General features: G+C 38.0%; 12 protein-coding genes and 4 pseudogenes. 5 read left to right on the top strand and 11 right to left on the bottom strand.

All coding sequences use genetic code 11. The annotated features are described in order from the left end of the window. Positions 1 to 194 precede the first annotated feature (194 nt). From H7N67_RS01215 to H7N67_RS01170, 10 genes and pseudogenes are all read right to left on the bottom strand, one after another. Positions 195 to 2,615, bottom strand: coding sequence for an FtsK/SpoIIIE domain-containing protein (locus H7N67_RS01215; RefSeq protein WP_187938861.1), 2,421 nt, complete (start codon positions 2,613 to 2,615; stop codon positions 195 to 197). Beyond that, positions 2,608 to 2,955: a hypothetical protein gene (locus tag H7N67_RS01210; RefSeq protein ID WP_187938789.1), complete on the bottom strand. Its 348-nt coding sequence runs from the start codon at positions 2,953 to 2,955 to the stop codon at positions 2,608 to 2,610. Before H7N67_RS01210 ends, H7N67_RS01215 begins: the two co-directional genes overlap by 8 nt. A gap of 1 nt (position 2,956) precedes the next feature. Further along, entirely contained in the window at positions 2,957 to 3,376 is a 420-nt protein-coding gene (locus tag H7N67_RS01205; protein WP_042636766.1) for an SMI1/KNR4 family protein, read from the bottom strand. Beyond that, positions 3,346 to 4,829 (bottom strand): annotated as a pseudogene (locus H7N67_RS01200) (HNH endonuclease signature motif containing protein). The gene H7N67_RS01205 and the pseudogene H7N67_RS01200 overlap by 31 nt, the downstream one beginning before the upstream one ends. 10 nt (positions 4,830 to 4,839) lie before the next feature. Continuing rightward, positions 4,840 to 5,100, bottom strand: a complete 261-nt coding sequence (locus H7N67_RS01195) for an ESAT-6/WXG100 family protein (RefSeq protein WP_042636767.1) — start codon at positions 5,098 to 5,100, stop codon at positions 4,840 to 4,842. Between the two features lie 15 nt (positions 5,101 to 5,115). Beyond that, positions 5,116 to 5,685, bottom strand: a complete 570-nt coding sequence (locus H7N67_RS01190; protein ID WP_187938788.1) for a hypothetical protein — start codon at positions 5,683 to 5,685, stop codon at positions 5,116 to 5,118. Continuing rightward, the gene (locus tag H7N67_RS01185) at positions 5,682 to 8,108 is read right to left on the bottom strand and encodes a hypothetical protein (RefSeq protein WP_187938787.1); all 2,427 of its coding nucleotides are present in this window, start codon (positions 8,106 to 8,108) and stop codon (positions 5,682 to 5,684) included. The genes H7N67_RS01190 and H7N67_RS01185 overlap by 4 nt, the downstream gene beginning before the upstream one ends. Before the next feature lie 16 nt (positions 8,109 to 8,124). Then, on the bottom strand, positions 8,125 to 8,826 hold the full coding sequence (locus H7N67_RS01180; RefSeq protein ID WP_187938786.1) for a coiled-coil domain-containing protein: 702 nt from the start codon (positions 8,824 to 8,826) through the stop codon (positions 8,125 to 8,127). Next, positions 8,827 to 9,492: pseudogene (locus H7N67_RS01175) on the bottom strand (M protein). Between the two features lie 296 nt (positions 9,493 to 9,788). After that, positions 9,789 to 9,998 carry a hypothetical protein gene (locus tag H7N67_RS01170; RefSeq protein WP_000848999.1) on the bottom strand — a complete coding sequence of 70 codons (210 nt, stop codon included), beginning with the start codon at positions 9,996 to 9,998 and terminating at the stop codon, positions 9,789 to 9,791. Between the two features lie 328 nt (positions 9,999 to 10,326). Between H7N67_RS01170 and H7N67_RS01165 the strand changes: the two genes are divergently transcribed. The 5 genes and pseudogenes from H7N67_RS01165 to H7N67_RS01145 all read left to right on the top strand — a co-directional run. Continuing rightward, a complete protein-coding gene (locus tag H7N67_RS01165; protein WP_187938785.1) occupies positions 10,327 to 13,884 on the top strand; it encodes a bifunctional proline dehydrogenase/L-glutamate gamma-semialdehyde dehydrogenase in 3,558 nt (1,185 codons plus the stop codon). Between the two features lie 26 nt (positions 13,885 to 13,910). Further along, on the top strand, positions 13,911 to 15,401 hold the full coding sequence (putP, locus tag H7N67_RS01160) for a sodium/proline symporter PutP (RefSeq protein ID WP_187938784.1): 1,491 nt from the start codon (positions 13,911 to 13,913) through the stop codon (positions 15,399 to 15,401). Positions 15,402 to 15,437: 36 nt separating this feature from the next. Further along, positions 15,438 to 17,906, top strand: a complete 2,469-nt coding sequence (locus tag H7N67_RS01155) for an adenine/cytosine DNA methyltransferase (RefSeq protein WP_042636774.1) — start codon at positions 15,438 to 15,440, stop codon at positions 17,904 to 17,906. Next, positions 17,906 to 19,165 carry a restriction endonuclease gene (locus H7N67_RS01150; RefSeq protein ID WP_187938783.1) on the top strand — a complete coding sequence of 420 codons (1,260 nt, stop codon included), beginning with the start codon at positions 17,906 to 17,908 and terminating at the stop codon, positions 19,163 to 19,165. Before H7N67_RS01155 ends, H7N67_RS01150 begins: the two co-directional genes overlap by 1 nt. Positions 19,166 to 19,208: 43 nt before the next feature. After that, a pseudogene (locus H7N67_RS01145) lies at positions 19,209 to 19,346 on the top strand (DNA cytosine methyltransferase); the annotation flags it as partial. A gap of 52 nt (positions 19,347 to 19,398) precedes the next feature. Here the strand turns inward: H7N67_RS01145 and H7N67_RS08175 are convergent. After that, positions 19,399 to 19,468: pseudogene (locus H7N67_RS08175) on the bottom strand (RNA-guided endonuclease InsQ/TnpB family protein); the annotation flags it as partial.

Here is a 19,468-nt window from a genome sequence, read left to right as displayed (position 1 = left end):
TTTTTAACTCTCTTTTTTTAACTCTCTTTTTTTAACTCTCTTTTTTTAACTCTCTTTTTTTAACTCTCTTTTTTTAACTCTCTTTTTTTAACTCTCTTTTTTTAACCCTCTTTTTTTAACCCTCTTTTTTTAACTCTCTTTTTTTAACTCTCTTTTTTTAACCCTCTTTTTTTAACTCCCCCCTTTTTTTAACCCTATAAGCTGAAAGGCCTGAACTCAGTAACGCTGTCTTTAGAAAGCTCTATGAAGAGCGCGTTGAGTTCGCTTGGTGAAGGTAAACCGCTTTTGAGAGCGTTTAAGTTTTCCCCATTGCACTTAAAGGCCAGGCATTGCTTGAAGTGGTTGTTTAACAATTCTCTTAACTTGTCAAAATGGTAATTAGTTTTAATCTGTTTGAAGTTGTGCACAAAGATGATGCAATACTGCTCGTTGTCTATGGCTTTTTCTAAAAACGATTTTAACTTTTCCACCCCTATTTTGTCGTGCAACTCTTTGGCTTCGTTTAAATTGTCTACCATCAGCACGCTATTAGGGTTCATAGCGGTGTCTAAAACGCTTAAGATATTTTCTACAGGCGTGATGCCGTATTCTTTTTGCACATCAAAAGACCTTATCAAGCGTTTTTCTTTATTGCAAAAAACCAATTCTTTGTTCGCGCTCTTAATGTTTTGGAACAAGAGTTTCATTAAAGCGATGCGAGCGTTTAAATCTTGGCTCACCACCAACAAATGCGATTCGTTACTTTCAAACTCCACTATCAAGTCCTTTTGCTCATAATCCACTTTTTTGCCCAGATGCAAACGCATTTCATTAGCCTTAAGGATATTGGGCATTTTTAAAGGCTTCTCGCCATTATAGATTTTACGCTCTATGGGCGCGAGATTTCTTTGATTAAATTCAGCGTGTATTTTTGTGAGAAAAGATTTGAAATCATCAGGGGCTTTAGGGATACTCATCTTGGTGTGGTATTTTTGATGCCCTCCGTTGTTGTTGAAAATGGCTTCTGGTTTTTGAATCTCACAAGCCACATCATTGTCTAAAATTTTAGTGCTGTCGTCTGCATCCATAGGCAAAGCGATGCGGTTAGCGATTTGAGCCTTAATGCTACTATCAATTTCACCGCCGCGCATGGTTTGAGTGGCTAAAATTAAATGCACCCCATAGCTGCGGCCTTTTTTGAGAATGGTGGTTAAATATCTCTTCACTCTCTCTTTAGTGGAACTATCGCTAAAAAGCACCTGAAATTCATCAATCACTACAATCAGTCTGGGCATTTTTTCATGCTTTCGGTAATCGCTCAAATCTTTCACCTTAAACTGCTTGAACAGATTGGCTCTTTCTTGCATTTCTTTACAAAGCCAGCTTAAAAAACTAACACCAAAACCCACCGAACTCGCCACGCTCACCAACCTCGCATGCTCTAAAGTGGGATCTGCTACATACGCGTTAAATTCCACTCCCTCTTTATAGTCTAACAAAAAGAGTTGGACTTCATTGGGCGCGTAGTAGAAAGCTAAATTTTGGATCAACACATGCAAGAAATTGGATTTTCCGCTCCCGCTGCACCCGCAAATGAGCGTGTGGTTTTGCGCTTCACCGATCTCAAAACACACCTCTTTGTGGTTAATATCCCACCCCACCGGCACGCTTACTTCATGCTGAGAGCATTTAGTCCAAAATTCTTCGTCTTTTTGTAAGGCTTTCAACTCGCTTTTGACTACTTTCTTTTTCTCGTAATACGCTTTGATTTTATCAGCGAAGTCTTTCATGTGCTGGGATTTAATACCTTGATCGTTGATCACTTCCACATTAAGGTATTTTAAGCGTTCAAAGCTTGTCCTGTCTTTAAAAAACTCCGCATAGCGTTTCAAATCTTCTGCGGATTGATTGTTTTTTTCACTCTCCAAATTGACAAAGCTCAAAACCCCATTTTTAGAGCCAAAACGCATGATCTTTTCCAAATAATAAAGCGCGTTTTGACTTAAAGCATCTACCCCGCTTAAAAAAAGCGCTTTTAAAGGCAAGGGGTCTGTGGCGTATTCATTATAATGTGCAAAATCTCTAAAGCCGGCCAATTTTTCTTGCAAATTAACCTTTAAATATTCATACAAATGCTTTAGGGCTTCTTCTATTTCCTTGCTTTCGGTCAAAATCCTTTGCTGGTAAATAAAATCATTGTCTTTATTTAAAAGCCTTCTGGCCAGATTGAAAATACCCCCTAGACTCAGCGCATCAATCAAAATCACTTCCAGTTGCACTAAAGGCGCGCTGGAGAGTAAGCGCATGAGCATTTCTCTCAAAAACTGCCCGTCTTTTTCATGCTCTATATACAAGCTTTTAGGGGGGAAAGGATAAACTTTAGGCAATAAAAATTCCATATTAGCACCATTTTTGCCCCTAACTTGCAATAAACCACAGCTTAAAAATTGTGGGTAAGTGGTCGTTTCATTGAATTGCGGCGCGTCTGTGAATTGCGCTTGAATTTTCCTGATACTCTTTTGATATTCTTCTATTTTTAAAGTGGATGGCCTAAGAAAACTCTCTGGCTCTTTTTGAGTGATCACTTTATCTAAGGCGTCGTCTAGTTCTTTTAATAAATTACCCGCATCAATCATCTTTATCCTTAAGATATTCATCATAGCGCCTCTTAGCTTCTCTTTCATACTCTCTGGCTTCACGCATAAGCCTATCGATCTCGCTTGATGGATGGAAATTCATATGAATTTGCTTCTCCAAATACTTGGCTTCTTCAAGTTGCTCGTTGATTTTTCTCATTTCGTATTGAGTTTCCTGCTCTAAATTTTCTAAATCATGCGCGATTTTTAGCATCTCCTCTAGCGCCTCACTTTTAAGTTTCTGCCCTAAATCATCTTGCATGGCGTTTTCTACGAAATAGTCGCAAATCCTTCTTAACTCATTGGTGCAACCCTCCAAATAAACTTCATGAGAAAACATTTTAACCCCTTGATTCCAGTTTTTTTAAAAACATTTTAAGGTGCAACAACGCATGTTTTGAACCATCATCAGTGTCTAAAAACAGCACCACATCAGTAGTCGTATTCCAAAGATAATACCCCCCATACCCGTCATTAGCGAAGATAATTTCTTCAGGCTCTAACCATTCTTTCAAGCTCTGCATGAAATCAATGAACAAGCTCTCTAAATTGAAATTCAAAACATGTTTGAACGTGTAAGACTCATTGCCCACCATGAAAGAACGCCATTGGCTAAAGCCATAGTTTGATCGTTTGACAAAGTCCTTAAACGCATCGCTCAAGCCTATTTTTAATCGCTCTTCTAACCCGTTCAACGCATTGTCATTGAGCGGCTCTACAAATTCCCAATTCAGTCCTGTGTTTGTAGGAATTTCTCCCATAGTTTGTATCCTTTCGTGTGTTTCACGCCTAATAATAACTATTCTCTCACCAACGCTAAATTCCCTAAAACATTCGCGTCAAAATGCCACAAATACCCCTTAGGAATGAATCCTTTTGCGATTTGCTCCAGTTCTGTCGCATCAAAGCCCAAACCGTTGTCTTTAAGCGCGGCTTCTAAAGCCTTTAGGGCATGATGAGCGCATGCGGTTTTATTGAAATATTCTAAAGGCACAATGGCGCTAAAAACGCTATCAAATTCCGCCAAACGCAACCCATTAAAGCGGACTTCTTCCGGATAAGGGTTTTGCTCATCTACCATAAAGCCCTCTTTACGGCTTTCTAAAAACTCCCTATACTCCAACGCTTTTTGCGTATAATTTTCATTCCGTTCTAAGACGGGCGCTATTTTTTGGCTCAAACTTTCTGTGGCGCGCTCCAACTCTGTTTCTAAATTATCAAAAGCTTCATTGATAGCGTTTGAATCGTTGGGGGATTCTTTGATTTTTTCTGCAAAATCTTGTAAAGCTTTCTTACAATTTTTAACGCAACGATTTTTGGCTAGAGTCAAGCTTTCGTTATAAGAAGGCACGCCTAAAACGCTTGGCATCAAATCCTCTAAATCCTTTTCCAACTCCTTCTCTTTAGAGATTGCCAAGCACTCTAAATCATCGTTAGGGTTTTCATCATAAGAAGATGTGCCCATCAAATCCTCTAAATTCTTTTCAAATTCTCGCTCTTTAGAGGCTTTAGCGCGATCCCTATGAGAAAAAGCGTTGATTTTATCTTTCAGATCAGCGTATAAAGAAAAGCTAAAATCTTCCCTCAAATCCTTCAAGCGCTCATCAAAAACGCTTTTTTAGGGGTATAAGCAATCTTAGGGCTTTCAAAATCGCACTCCTTTAAACTTTCTGGGGGCGCAATATTGTATTCATTATCTATCGCCGCGCTCGCATAGTTCAAGCGCCTGATAAATTCCTGGTGCTTATCAGTATAAAAATGCAACATCTTTTTAACGCCCTCCCAAGCCCCCTCTACAAGCTCCACGCTCGCTTTGGTTTGAATGGAGTAGATTTCAAGCATTCGTTCTAATAACCTTACATTGTGTTCCCATTTTTCTATATTGTCTTCCATAAGGTTTAAGCCCTTTTCACAAAGTTCAGCGCCTAATTTAACAGGAGGGATAACCGACCCTACCGCATTACAAAAATCTCTCCCAAGCTCCCCAAGAAATCCCCAAAAGCCCCTTCGCTCCTTTTTGGCTTTTTTTGATTCTTCTCTAGCATTTTGCAATTGCATTTCAATTTTTCTGCGCTCCACTATGATTTTTAGCGCGTAACTATCAAGATTTGTGATAAATTGAAGACACCTTTCTTTTTGCAAACGCTCTTTAAATTCCCTGCATTTTCTAACGATTTCTTTGACTTCTTCTGTGTCCGTTTTCCATTCAGCCACAAACCACCCCTTAATAATCTTGCTCTAAAACCCTAATCCTCTCTTTAAGCCATGCGATTTGCTCTTGCGCGGCTTCATCAAATTCATTGAAAGTGCCTTTCAAGTTATCCACCACCTCGCTAAATCTCTCTCTTTTAGCATCTTGCCATGATTCTAAATTGTGGAAATGATTACTCAAGCTATTCACTTCCTCTCTTAGTAGCTCTTTAAAGCGTTCTAAATGCCCTACAAATTCCCTGATCTCTTCGGTATCCATTTGCACTCTGCTCATCGGTTGTCCTTTCTTTTAAAAATTTTCTTCATTAGAATCAGGCTTTCTATCGCCGCTGATTCTAATGCTCCCACCCCCATAGCTAGGGGGTGTTGTGGGGCGAATCTCTAGCGTTTCGCCTCTTTCTCTTTTGTATTTTTCTTGCTGGCTTTGGTGGTATGTTTTCATGCTGTCTATCACGATTGCTTTGTGGATGCTCCCTAAATCAGCGTTGGTGAGCAATTTTTTAGCGCCATTACCCAAGCTGTTAGAATGCCTGTCTTCTATCTTAAGAGACAAATTCAAGCCCTTAAAATTCTCTAAAGCCTCCACTAACGCTACCACAAGCTTCCTGTCCCAAATGGAATTTTTCAAATCCTTACACAAGGAAAAAACTTCGCTTGAAAACGGGTAGTCATACAAAAACAAAAGGTCTAAATTTTCTAAAAATTCCAGATTGCAACGCTCTCTAAAACTTCTCAAAAAGCCCTCTTTTAAAGGCGCAAAGCCTTCAGTGATAGGGATTAGCCTCTTGTCTTGGGTGTGTTTAAACACCATAATGCTTTTTTCAATCACGACAAACGCATAAGCGTTCTTAGTCATCATAGTTTTTCTACCTCGCTTTCATAGATTAGTTGGCCGTCTTTAAACAGCCCCACTTTAATGCTTTGTGAATCCACGCAACACACTTTCACGTCCACTTCTTCAATCTCTTCTAGCGCTATGGAAATCATTTGCGTGTCTTGAATGTCCAAAGTGTTGGTGTTGGCTAGGGATTTGTCGCTGTAGCGTATCTCTAACCCATCAAAGCCTCCCCATTCCTCTTTAGTTTGGAAAATCTGGTATTCATTAGGCTTTAAAGAATCCCTATGGATTTTAGCGTGGAATTTCCCCTCTATTTCAATGCCTAAATCGTATTTAAACACAGGGTTGGAGCTTATAGAGGGCATTTCAATCCCTTTAGCCTTGTCCCTGCTTTCTAAAAGCCCAAAAGCCACCCCGGTTTTGCAAGTGGGCTTCACATAAGCGGGCGTGTTAGAAACGTCTTCTCCTGTAAGCTCTAAAATCTGTTTGTCTGAGGCTTCTGTGCCTAGTGGCTCATAAATGATGAATATGAAATCATCTTTAGAAGTCTTTTGCTTGTAATCTTTGAGCTGCTTTTCTTTGGCGTTTTCAAACGCTTGTTTGACTAGCACCGAACGGCTCGCATTCCCGCCTAAGAAAACATGAAACGCCCGACACTGATCATCAATGTTTTCAGCCATCACTTTAGAAAATCCGGCAAAGAAGTTGGCAACGCTTTCATTGATCTTGTCTTTTAAGAGGCTTAAAAGCTCTTTGCAATCAACTTTAAGATCGCATTCTGTTTCTACCCCATTCCTATCCAACAGCATGGTTTTAAAATCCTTTTCAAAACCCTCTATGCTAAACTCTTCATTTTCTTCTATCGCTTCTATAATATCAGCGTCTAAATTTTCTAAAAAAGGGCGTAATTTAGAAGCGATCTCTTGCAAATTCAAGCGTGCTCCACTGGAATTTTGCATAAACGATCCAAAGCGTTGCGTATCGATCCTGTCATAGTTGGGCTTAGCGATGACAATATCTTTTGCTTTCAGCTCTTGGAAATTTTTAGCATACGCTTCCCAAGCCAGCAATTCCAATAAATTTTCACCGCCTAAATATTTATCCCCTCCACTGCTAAAATGCGTCATTTTGTAAAGGAATTTGGGGCTAGCGCTTTTTTCCCATTTGCCAAAGTCAAAATCCGTCGTCCCGCCCCCAAAATCAAACACCCCGTAATAAACCGGCTTGTCTAACTTGTCTGATTTATCAAACCCGTAGCTTTTTAAAGCGCTAATGGCATACGTGCAAGGCTCGCTCGCTCTCAATTCCACTTTGAAAGTTTTAGCCGTTTTTTCATCGCCAAAAACATGCCGAGGTAAGGATTTTTTCAAGCCTCTTTCAAAACTCTCTCTGATTTTTTCAGCCTGATGCTTTTCATACTTGATGGGGTAGGATAAAAAGTATTTCAAAAACACGCCATTATGCATGTTATTAATGCAGCGGCCGATGCAGTAAGCATAGATTTCTATGGGGTTAAAACCCGTGCAATTAGCGAAGCTTTCTAAAGAAAAATCCTCTTCAAAATCCCTAAAATTCTGTTTTTCATCCGCTCCAGCCCATTGTTTCAATTGAGAAAAAAACCGATACAAATCATTGCCTTTAACGCCTGCAGCATTCTTTTGGGCTTCATGCGCCACTTCTATATCGTTCTTTTCTGTGAAAGGGCGGTGATCTAGCGCGTTATAAGCGTTAAGAAAGTTTCCTTTATGTCTAAACTCCATGATCGTGGGGTTTTCAAACTTTGTTGGGCTTGCGTCATCTGCTAGCCCGCCAATAGAGAGCAAGCGGTAATCTCCGTTCTTATCCATATAGCTTGCGGTCGTGCTTTTAGTCCCAAAGTCAATAGCGACAACGCCCTTGTTTAAATCCTTCAAACTTGAGCGTGCATAGAAGTTCATTTCTTTGTTGTTTTCGTCTTTAGGTAAATTATCAAATCTAAAGGTTACGCTTTCTTTAGGCGCGCTAGGCACCTCTAAATCCCAATGCCCTCCGTTTAAATCAAGCAATTGGCTTTGGCTATAGCTCTTAAGGCCTACCGCTACACTATCCACCTTGAGCATCAATTCTTTAGATTTTTCAAAATCCACATCCACATCGCTAGTAGAAACGATCTCTAAGGTTTTTTCTATTTGCTCATTAGTGATCTTTTTATCTTGTGCTAAATCCTCTATGAATTTTTGATTTTCATCAGAAAGATACCTTAAAGAAGTCTCATTATTGACGATCGCACGAAGCACCCGCAACGCTTGTTTGAATTTGATTTTGTCTTCTTCTGACACTTCATCTTTGAAATTCGGCTCACTTTCTTCATTGAATTTGACTCCATCCTTTAAAGACCGATCGCACAATTTCTCTACTAAGGGGTGGCCAAGAGGCAGTCTTAAACTTTGTAAGGGGTTTACCATGATATTTCTCCTTCAATTATGATTTTTGTTGTTTTGAGGGTTGCTCTTTCAAGCCATCAACCCTCTCTTTGAGGGCGATGTTCTCTTCTTCTAATTTTCGGTTTTGGCGTTTTAAATCCTGGTTTGCGCTCGCTAAACGCCTGTTGTGTAAGTCCAGGTCGCTTTTGGCTTCCATACCCTCTAAGCTCTTTAAGCGCGCGATTTCTCGCTCCAGCTCGGTTTTTTCTGTGGCTATTTTTTCTTCAGCTTGCACTAATTGGGCGTTAGAGTTTTCTAAAGACTGCCGTAATTGGTTGTTAGTGTTTTCCAAATTTTTTTGAGCGCTTTCTAATTGTTTGAGCTTGTCGGTTAGGCGTTGGTTGTCTTTCTCTAAATTGGCGCATCGTTTTTCTAAAAACCCATGCTCATCTTGTAATTTCGCTCGCTCTTGTTCGAGACTATCCTGCTCTTTATTGAGCGCGATAACTTGGTGGTTGAGCTTGTCGTTTTCGGTTTTAAGCTCGGTGTTTGCTTTAGTTAGATTTTCTTTTGTTATGAATAACTTGTCGTTTTTTTGTCGTAATTGATTGTTAGCGTCTTTTAACTCACTAGTTCCTATAGCTAATTTTTCGTTTTCTGCAAATAGCTCAGCTTTTTCATTTTCTAACCCACTGATGCGGGCTTCTAATTCTTCTCTGATTTGAGAGAAGCCAAACCATTTTTCAATGAGTGTTCCCATTTATGATCCCATATCCACGATAGTGTAACATGCTATTTTTTTGTCGTATGTGTAGCCTCTTAAGACCACTCTTTGTATCTTTTGAGAAGTGTTTTGCTCTGGGTATAGCTTTTTGCAAGAATGATCATAAGCGCTTGGCTCTTTCAAACGCTCAAATTTACTATCCTTAATGTATTCAAAAAGCAAATCAAATAATTCAGCTAATTTCTCGCTCTTATCGCTTAATTCTTGGCTCGCTTTGTCATAAAGGCTTTCTAAATAGTATTTGCTATCGCTAAGAACATATGCGATCAAATCCATTGGGCTGTAAGTTGTTGCTACAAAATTAAAATTCAAGCGATCTTTGACTTCCAAAAAGACTTCATAGAGTTTTTATAATTTTTGGTATGGAGCGTGCCTTCGCTCTAGCTCGTTTAGTTTTTGGCTCGTTTGTTCAGCTTGGCTTTCTGCTGTTGATAGATCTGTGGTTAGGTTTTCTTTATCTTTAGTTAGATTTTCTTTTTCTCTAGCTAGATCAGTTCTTTCTTTATTTAATTTAGTGTTTGTTTCTTTTAGTTCAGCGTTTTCTTCTTGGATTTCTTTAAGCGCTTTCTCTCTTCCTTGAGCGTCTTTTGAGTTTTCTTGGGTGTCGTTAGAATATTTTCCAAGCGAAAAGAAAGAGCCTATAAAATGAGAGAATTTTATAAGGGGTTCAAGGTCTTCTAATTTGCTTTCTAGTTTTTTAAAGCGATCTGTAAGATCTTCAACAGATTTTAAAAGCTCTTCATTATTGGGGGGGGGTGGAAGCAGTCGTTCTTGAAATATTCGTATTTTCTGTATTCATGTTTTCTACAATATGAACGCCACTCATAAGAATATCTCCTTTTATGTTATATCAATGTTAAAAAGATTGTTATTGTAATTTGAGAAAACTTAAAACGAGCTTCATTTCCCCCCCCTTTTCGCCCCCCTCTAATAAACCCCTAGAATGTAGAATCCCAATGGTTTAAGTTAGAAGAATAAGGGTCAAAAAAGCCCTTAGGCGTGTATTGCGCTTCTTTTTTGGTGGAAGCGTCTTTTGAAGAATGGTCTTTAGGGAGACAAGCGAAACGCTGAGCATCAAAGCTAGAGCAACCGCTCAATAACAATGCGCCGAGTGTGCCAATCATAATGCCATTTTTAATTGTTTTCATTTTATATCCTTTGTTTTGTAAAATTTCTTATAAATCCGTTTAATTTAAAATCGTTTCATTGGTTTGAAGCTTTTAAATTACACGGCGAGAATGATAAAATTTATTTTTAAACGAAAAGTAAATGAACTTTTTAAACGATAAAAAATTCCTCTAATTTTTGTCTTAAGCGGTAAATAATTACCACTTTTAAAAAAATCAATTTTAATAATTAAATTCATTTAGTATGAAAACAATCACAAATTAAAAAGCATTATTAAAAATGACCGCTTAAAAAACCCGCTTAAAACATGCTACAATCAAGCCAAATTCTTAAATAAAAGGTAAGCTCATGCAAAAAATCATTGACGATTCATTAGAATTAGCTAAAAAACTGCAAGATAGTATCAGTAACCATTTGAGCGAGCAGGAAAAAGCGTTCCGCTCTAAAATGCAAAAGCTTTTAAACAACCCTGAAAACAAAGTCATGCTCATAGAGCTTATGGATCGGAGTTTTAGATGCCTAGACAATAAAGCCCGCTTTGAAATGATTGAGCATGTTTTAGACAAATACAAAAGCCGTGAGATTTTTTCTCCGTTTGAAAAATTGCTTTTAATGGGGTTTTTAAGCTTTGGGAAAATGCTCCCTGATATGAGCGTGCCTTTCTTTGTCAATAAAATCAGAAGCGACACGAAAGCGATGGTCTTGGATCAAGAAGAAAGCCAATTAAAAGAGCGGATTTTAAAAAGAAAAAATGAAAAAATCATTTTGAATGTGAATTTTATTGGCGAGGAAGTTTTAGGCGAAGAAGAAGCTAATGCGCGTTTTGAAAAATACTCTCAAGCCCTAAAATCCAACTACATCCAATACATTTCTATTAAAATCACGACGATTTTTTCTCAAATCAATATCCTTGATTTTGAATATTCTAAAAAAGAGATTGTCAAACGCCTAGACGCTCTTTACGCTTTAGCTTTAGAAGAAGAAAAAAAGCAAGGCATGCCTAAATTTATTAATTTGGATATGGAAGAATTTAGGGATTTGGAGCTTACGGTGGAGTCTTTTATGGAATCCATCGCTAAATTTGATTTGAACGCCGGTATTGTGTTGCAAGCTTATATCCCTGATTCTTATGAATACTTGAAAAAACTGCACGCTTTTTCTAAAGAAAGGGTTTTAAAAGGGTTAAAGCCCATTAAAATCCGCTTTGTTAAGGGAGCGAACATGGAGAGCGAAGAGACTATCGCTTCTATGAAAGACTGGGCGTTACCCACATTTTCTAGTAAGCAAGACACCGATTCTAATTACAATAAAATGCTAGATTTTGTTTTAGAGGGCGATAATTATAAATACATTCATATTGGCGCAGCAAGCCACAATATTTTTGAAATCGCTTATGTCTATACGCGTATCCATGCCCTTAACGACCCTGTTGTGTTAGAGCATTTCAGCTTTGAAATGCTAGAGGGCATGAGCTTGCAAGCGAGCCAGGAATTAAAAGAGATGCACAAGCTCATTCTTTATGCGCCGGTGTGCGATGAAGCGCATTTCAATAATGCGATCGCTTACTTGGTGAGGAGGCTAGATGAAAACACCTCAAGCGATAATTTCATGAAAGCTTTCTTTAACCTCAAAGTAGGCACGAGCGAATGGAAAGACCAAGAACAACGCTTTTTAAACAGCCTTAAAGGAATCGCCACTTTAGACAACGCCACCCACAGGACCCAAGACAGAAACGCCAAGCAAACCGGCCATACCACCTACCCAAACCACTCCTTTAAAAACGAAAGCGATACCGATTTTATTTTAAAAGCTAACCGAGAGTGGGCTAAAAAAGTGCACGAGAAAATGCATAACGCCCCTATTTTAGAGCTTTACCCAGAAATAGATGGGAGGTTTGAAGATCCTAATTTAACCCCTTTAGAAATCTTTGATAAAATCCATCATAAAAAAATCGCCAGCGTGCATTTAGCGGATAAGGAAGCGATTTTAAAAGCCCTAGAAGTGGCTAAAAGCGATAAGAGTCATTTCAGTCAAAAAAGCTTCACAGAAATCCATGCTTTATTGAGTCAAACCGCTCAGCTTTTTAGAGAAAGGAGAGGCGATTTAATAGGGATTTCGGCTTTAGAAGTGGGTAAGACTTTCGCTGAAACGGACGCTGAAGTGAGCGAAGCCATTGACTTTTTGGAGTTTTATCCTTACAGCATAAGAGTGTTACAAGAGCAAAATGAAAAAACGAAATTCACTCCCAAGGGCGTGGGCGTGGTCATCGCCCCATGGAATTTCCCTGTGGGCATTTCTGTAGGCACTATCGCTGCCCCTCTAGCCGCTGGCAATCGGGTGATTTACAAGCCCTCAAGTTTGTCTAGCGTAACCGGTTATAAACTTTGTGAGTGTTTTTGGGATGCGGGCGTGCCTAGAGATGCGCTCATTTACTTGCCCTCTAAAGGGAGCGATATTAGCGAACACCTTTTAAAAGATGAAAGCATTAGGTTTGCCATTTTAACCGGGGGAGAAGACACCGCTTATAAAATGCTAGAAGCTAACCCCACTCTAGCCTTGAGCGCTGAAACGGGCGGTAAAAACGCCACCATTGTGAGCAAAATGGCAGACAGGGATCAGGCGATTAAGAATGTTATCCATTCAGCTTTCAGCAATTCAGGGCAAAAATGCTCTGCCACTTCGCTTTTAGTGTTAGAAAAAGAAGTCTATGAAGATGAGAACTTTAAAAAGACTTTGATAGACGCGACTTTAAGCCTTAGCGTGGGCGATCCTTTTGATTTCAAAAACAAAATCGGCGCTCTAGCGGACAAGCCTAATAAAAAGGTCATCAAAGCCATAGATGAATTGAAAAGCTATGAAAATTACGAAATCCCGGTAAGCTTTGTTGATGATAACCCCTACTTGATGAAGCCAAGCATCAAATACGGCACCAAAAAAGGCGATTTCACGCACCAAACTGAGCTTTTTACGCCCATTTTATCCGTGATGAAAGCGCAAGATTTAGACGAGGCGATAGAGATAGTCAATTCTACCGGTTACGGACTGACTAGCGCGTTAGAGTCTTTGGACGAAAGGGAGTGGGAATATTATTTGGATCGCATTGAAGCCGGTAATATCTATATCAACAAACCCACCACAGGAGCGATCGTTTTGCGCCAGCCTTTTGGAGGGGTTAAAAAATCCGCTGTGGGGTTTGGGAGAAAGGTGGGCATTTTTAACTATATCACGCAATTTGTGAATATCCATCAAGAAGAAGAAGATGAAAACGCCTTAAAAAACCCCTTAAGCGAAGCTTTAGAAAGACTAACTCAAAAAGGCTATGATGAGCATACGCATGAGTTGAAGCGCGCGATTTTTATGGCGAAGAGCTACGCTTATCATTATAAGCATGAATTTAGCCAAGCTAAAGACTATGTCAAAATCAGAGGCGAAGACAACCTTTTTTCCTACACTAAAGTTAAAAGCGTGGGCTATCGCATCACCGAAAAGGACACTTTGAGCGATATGTTAGGCGTGGCTTTAGCATGCTTAATTTCTCAGATCCCTTTAACGCTCAGTGCAGAAAACGAACGAGCGAACAAGGATTTAACATTTTTCTTAGAATGCTTAAAAACGCTCCAAATAAACGCCCCTATCGTTTATGAAAGCTTGCAAAAATTTAGCGAGAAATTGCATGCTTTCAATCGTATCCGTTATTTAAAAAGTGATTTGGATTTATTGCACAAGCAAGCGAGTGCTTTAGGGATGGTTTTAGCCACGGCTAAACCCTGCTTGAACGGGCGTTTTGAATTGCTGTATTACCACTTAGAGCGATCGGTTAGCATTTCGTATCATCGTTACGGGAATTTAGGCTCAAGGGTTTTAAGGCAACCAACTTGCCACAAATCATGCTGTGCTGAAAAATAAATATTGTATTAAATAAGGAGATCAAAATGGGACATGTTGTTTTAAGCACCCCTATTGTTACGATGTTTGTCGTTTATTCGCTGTTAATGCTCTATATTGGTTTTTATTTTTACAAACAAAATGAAACGACTGAAGATTATTTCTTAGGCGATCGTTCTATGGGCCCTGTGATTAGCGCTTTGAGCGCGGGGGCGAGTGACATGAGCGGGTGGCTTTTAATGGGATTACCTGGAGCCTTATATGTGGGGGGGCTTATCAACTCACACATCGCCATAGGATTGAGTTTAGGAGCGCTCATTAACTGGGTTTTTGTGGCCAAACGCTTACGCATTTATACGAGCGTGATCGCTAATTCCATCACCATTTCAGATTATTTTGAAACGCGCTTTAGCGATGATAAACACATCTTGCGCTTGATTTCGGCTTTTGTGATTTTAATCTTTTTTATTTTTTACATTTCTTCAGGGCTAGTGAGTGGGGCCAAACTCTTTGAAGCGACCTTTGGCATCCAATACACCTACGCTTTAAGCATTGGCACGCTGATTATTGTTTCTTACACCTTTTTAGGGGGGTATAAGGCGGTGTGTTGGACGGATTTGATTCAAGGGCTTTTGATGATGAGTGCTTTAATCGTGGTACCGATCGTTATGATAATCCATCTTGGAGGGATTGGAGAGGGGGTTAAAATCATTAGAGAAATCAAGCCTGAAAACCTTTCTTTCTTGCAAGGCTCTAGCGTAGTCGCCATTATTTCAAGCCTTGCTTGGGGGTTAGGCTATTTTGGACAACCCCATATTTTAGTGCGTTTCATGTCTATCCGCTCCATTAGAGATGTGCCTAAAGCGACCACTATTGGGATTTCTTGGATGGTTGTTTCTTTGATTGGGGCATGCGTTATGGGGCTTTTAGGCGTTGCATATGTGCATAAATTTGACTTGAGCTTACAAGACCCTGAAAAGATTTTCATTGTGATGAGTCAATTGCTCTTTAACCCTTGGATCACAGGCATTTTATTGAGCGCGATTTTAGCGGCGGTGATGAGCACGGCTAGTTCGCAACTGCTTGTAAGCTCTTCTACCATTGCTGAAGATTTCTATGCGACGATTTTCAATAAAGATGCCCCGCAAAAATTAGTGATGGTTATTTCTAGGCTTTCGGTTTTAGGGGTGGCTTGCATCGCTTTTTTCATTTCAACGGATAGAAACGCTAGCATCCTTAGCATCGTGAGTTACGCATGGGCTGGCTTTAGCGCGAGTTTTGGCTCTGTGATTTTATTCTCGCTTTTTTGGTCAAGAATGACGCGCATTGGCGCGATTGCTGGCATGCTCTCTGGGGCTAGCACGGTGATTTTATACGATAAATTCGGCAAAAGCTTTTTGGATATTTATGAAATCGTTCCGGGCTTTATTGTGGCGAGCATAGCCATTGTGGTGTTTAGTTTGTTTTCTAGCGTGCGGGCAGGCACTAAAGAAGCCTTTGAAACCATGCTTAAAGAAATTGAGAGCTTGAAGCATTGATGCTTCAAATGAGCTTGGTTAATCCCTAAAACCCCTATGCTCTTTAATCAAACCTTAACCTATGTTTCTTTATTTTCTGGGGCAGGAGTAGGGTGCTATGGGCTTTTAGAAGAAGGGTTTGAATGCGTTGCTACCAATGAAATTTTAGAAAAACGCTTGAATATCCAAAGGATCAATCGTAAATGCAAACTAGATGAAAGCTACATTAGTGGGGACATTAAAAAGCCAGAAACAAAAGAAAAAATTTTAAAGCAAATTGGATTTTATTCTAAAAAATTTGGTAATGATAGGGTTGATTTAGTGGTAGCAACCCCACCTTGTCAAGGCATGAGTGTGGCCAATCATAAAAAGAAAAACGATGAAATCAAACGGAATTCTTTAGTGGTTGAAAGCATTGATTTGATCAAACAAATCAAACCCAGATTTTTTATTTTAGAAAATGTCCCTAGTTTTTATAAAACAGGTTGTATAGACAAAAATGACAATTTACTAGAAATAGGATCTATGATAGAGCAAAATTTGAGTGGTGATTATATGCTCTATGATGAGGTAATTAATTTTAAAAATTTTGGAGCTAATTCAAGCCGAACAAGAACTTTAGTGATAGGGGTTTGTAAAGAGTTTAAAGATTTTACAAGCGCGTTAGAATTTTTCCCTGATTTCAAACAAGAAAAAACCTTAAAAGAAGTGATAGGCTCGTTAAAACCACTTACTTGGGGCGAGTATGATAGCACGGATTTTTATCATAGTTTTAGAACTTATCCAAAGCATATGCAAGAATGGATTAAGGATTTAGAAGAAGGACAAAGCGCGTTTGAGAACACAGAATTAAACAAAAAGCCTCATAGAATTGTCGGTAATAAGATTGTCTTAAATGTTTCTAAAAATGGCGATAAATATAAAAGGCAAAAATATCATAGCGTTGCCCCTTGCATTCATACAAGAAGCGACCAAATGGCTAGTCAAAACACGATCCACCCCAAAGATGACAGAGTGTTTTCAATTAGAGAGCTGATGTTTTTAATGAATATCCCTAGCCGTTTTAAGTGGTTAGATTCAGAATTACAAGAATTAAACGCCCTTAAACAACAAGAAAAAGAAAAAATCTCCAAACAAAACGAAATGAATATAAGACAAAGTATCGGTGAAGCTGTTCCAACGATTATTTTTAAGCAAATTGCTATAAAAATAAAAAACTTCATGTCTCAAACCCACTTAGAGCCTAAAGAAATCATTAGGCTTATTGATGCACACCATTTGTTAGAGCCAAAAAATTTGAAGCGATTTATTTTAGAGAATAAAAACAAGATTGCAAGAGCGAGTTTGGTGAGTTTGGCAGAAATGTCTAATTCTAAACGCATAGAAAAAAGCGCGTATTTTACAAACCCTTTTATTATTAATGAGATAGCGAAGTTATTGCCAAGCTTTAAACAAGAGAGCATTACTATCATAGAGCCAAGTGTAGGGTGTGGGAATTTCTTAAGCGCTCTTTTTAAAAAATACGCTTCTGTTAAAAAAGTTTATTTAAAATGTATAGATATTGATAAAAATAGTTTAGAAATTTTAGAGATTTTATATAAAGATTGCATTCCTAACAATTTTGAAATGGAATTGATTTGCACAGATTTTCTAGCCTATGAATGCGGCAAAGTGGATTTAATTGTGGGTAATCCGCCTTTTGGCAAAACGCATGAAAGATTTAAAGATTATAGTTTAGGACTCACTCATTTAGCAGGGATTTTTTTAGAAAAGTCTTTAAAACTAGCCAACTTTACAGCGATGGTTATGCCTAAAAACCTTTTAAGCACTAAAGAGTATGCAGAAACCAGAACTAAGCTTGAAAAAAAGGGAGTAGGAGCGATTTTAGATTTTGGTGAGCTTGGTTTTAAGGGTGTTTTAGTAGAAACAATTGCTATTGTTACACAAAAATCAAAAGAAGTTTTAGTGCGTTCGTTACCCCTAAATCTAAGCATCAAGCAAAAGCCAAGCTATATTTTTGACAAACAATTGCCCTATTGGGTTATCTATCGTAACGCTTTTTTTGATAAGGTGTTTCATTCCATGCAGTTTGGTCTTTTTGAAGTGTTTAGAGACAGACAAATCACTAATTCTGTGTTAGTTAAAAATGGTATTCGTGTGATTAAATCTCGCAATATTGATGAAAACGGAAAGATTATTAGCATTGAAAATTACGATAGCTACATTCAAGAAGAGGTTTTAAATCCGTTTAAGATAGCTTCATTTTTAGACAGAGATGATGTCTATTTAACCCCCAATATGACCTATAAGCCAAGGATTTTAAAAAAAGAAAAAGGCTATGTGGTTAACGGCTCTGTGGCTATTTTAATCCCTAAAAACCCTATATCTTTAAGCAAGAAACAATGCGATTATATCTCTAGCATTGAATTTAGAGATTTTTATAAAATCGCTAGGAATTATCAAACGCGCACCTTAAATATTGATAGCATGAGTTGCTTTTGGTTTGGGATTTTAAAGAGTAGCTAATGAAGGAACAGCAAATTATTGATTTTTTAAAACTTAGAAATTATGATATTAGAAAAACACAAAACGCGCGATGGATAGATCAAAAATGCACCCCTGATGTGTTGTCTATTGTTGCTGATTGTATTTTAGAATTTACGCAATATAATATTGAAAAATCATTTTCTATTAGGGATATTTGGGATAGCCATTACACCAATGAAAATATTAAAATGATTTTTTCTAAACCTGATTTAAATTCTGACTTTTCCATGCATGAATACGATAAGTTTTTTTCTCAGCCTATTAAATTATTAGCCTATAGCGGTATTTTATTTGAAACAAAAACTGGCAATAGAAATATTTATACCATACAAAACATAGAGCTATTAGAATATCTCATGCAAAGAGAAACAAACGCTTTAAAATTCCTTATTTTATACATTCAAAAGGTATTAATGGATAGTGGGATTGATTCTATATTTGACAACTTTTTACAAAAACAAGACACAGAAAGTTTTAAACAACTAAAAGATGGTTTCACTCATTTTACTATCAATAACACAGCAATCAAAAACACTACGGAATGTTTTAGGATTTTTACTAAAATTATCAATCCTTTAGCTTTTTATTATGGTAAAAAAGGCACAAGAAAAGGGTTTTTATCCAACACTATAATTACAAAAGATGAGCTTAATTACAATCGTATCAATTGGCGAGATATAGGAAAAGATAAAAATACCACCAGACAAGAATACGATCTTATAAACTCTAAAGGGATTGCTAATTCTAACTATCTTATTTCAAAAGCTAAGAAAGTGGTGAAACAATATAATGATAAATTCAATCATTCTCTTTCTGAAGTGAAAGGAGAAAATGAAACAGTGCAAGCCACACAAATACACCATATTTTCCCTGTTCAAGACTTTCCTCTTATTGCTGATTATATAGAAAACCTTATCGCGCTCACTCCTAATCAGCATTTTATTTACGCCCACCCCAATAATCAAACCCGCCTGATTGATAAAGATTTTCAATATGTCTGTTTATTAGCTAAAACAAATACAATTTTTAATGACACTCAAGGCGTATATGATTGGAAGCATTACATTTTTGTGTTGAATATGGGTCTCAAGACAACTATCTTTTCTCAAGTCAATAATGAGTGTGAATTATTGCGAGCAATAGATACTTTTTATTTTGATTTTAACAAAAGCAAAGATCCAAGTTGGCAATATCTGCTAGATAAAAACGATTTAAGAGATTTTAAGCTAAAATTTTAATAAGTTTTATTGAAACTGGCTGTGAAATTTATGAAAGCTTGAAATGAATTATAAAATTTTAGATTTATTTTGTGGGGCTGGGGGTTTTAGCACTGGGCTAGAATATTTAAAGGAGTTTGACGCTTTAATAGGGCTAGATTGCGATAAACAAGCCCTAATCACTTTTGAAAACAACCGTGAAACCACCCCTTGCTAAAGCAAGGAGCTTCCTAACTAAAGCGCCCTAATGGACACTAACACGAAAGGCTTTGTTCTTTAAAGTCTGCATGGATATTTCCTACCCCAAAAAGACTTAACCCTTTG

Origin of the sequence: Helicobacter pylori (assembly GCF_014498195.1) — a bacterium.
Lineage (GTDB): Bacteria > Campylobacterota > Campylobacteria > Campylobacterales > Helicobacteraceae > Helicobacter > Helicobacter pylori_DO.
Note: the sequence above shows the minus strand (reverse complement) of the source record. Positions and strands in the feature narration are given on the sequence as shown.

Coding starts and splice junctions, on each gene's coding strand:
- H7N67_RS01185 (WP_187938787.1), bottom strand. CDS start 8,108: ATGGTAAACCCCTTACAAAGTTTAAGACTGCCTCTTGGCCACCCCTTA.
- H7N67_RS01215 (WP_187938861.1), bottom strand. CDS start 2,615: ATGATTGATGCGGGTAATTTATTAAAAGAACTAGACGACGCCTTAGAT.
- H7N67_RS01195 (WP_042636767.1), bottom strand. CDS start 5,100: ATGAGCAGAGTGCAAATGGATACCGAAGAGATCAGGGAATTTGTAGGG.
- H7N67_RS01180 (WP_187938786.1), bottom strand. CDS start 8,826: ATGGGAACACTCATTGAAAAATGGTTTGGCTTCTCTCAAATCAGAGAA.
- putP (WP_187938784.1), top strand. CDS start 13,911: ATGGGACATGTTGTTTTAAGCACCCCTATTGTTACGATGTTTGTCGTT.
- H7N67_RS01150 (WP_187938783.1), top strand. CDS start 17,906: ATGAAGGAACAGCAAATTATTGATTTTTTAAAACTTAGAAATTATGAT.
- H7N67_RS01165 (WP_187938785.1), top strand. CDS start 10,327: ATGCAAAAAATCATTGACGATTCATTAGAATTAGCTAAAAAACTGCAA.
- H7N67_RS01170 (WP_000848999.1), bottom strand. CDS start 9,998: ATGAAAACAATTAAAAATGGCATTATGATTGGCACACTCGGCGCATTG.
- H7N67_RS01155 (WP_042636774.1), top strand. CDS start 15,438: ATGCTCTTTAATCAAACCTTAACCTATGTTTCTTTATTTTCTGGGGCA.
- H7N67_RS01190 (WP_187938788.1), bottom strand. CDS start 5,685: ATGATGACTAAGAACGCTTATGCGTTTGTCGTGATTGAAAAAAGCATT.
- H7N67_RS01205 (WP_042636766.1), bottom strand. CDS start 3,376: ATGGGAGAAATTCCTACAAACACAGGACTGAATTGGGAATTTGTAGAG.
- H7N67_RS01210 (WP_187938789.1), bottom strand. CDS start 2,955: ATGTTTTCTCATGAAGTTTATTTGGAGGGTTGCACCAATGAGTTAAGA.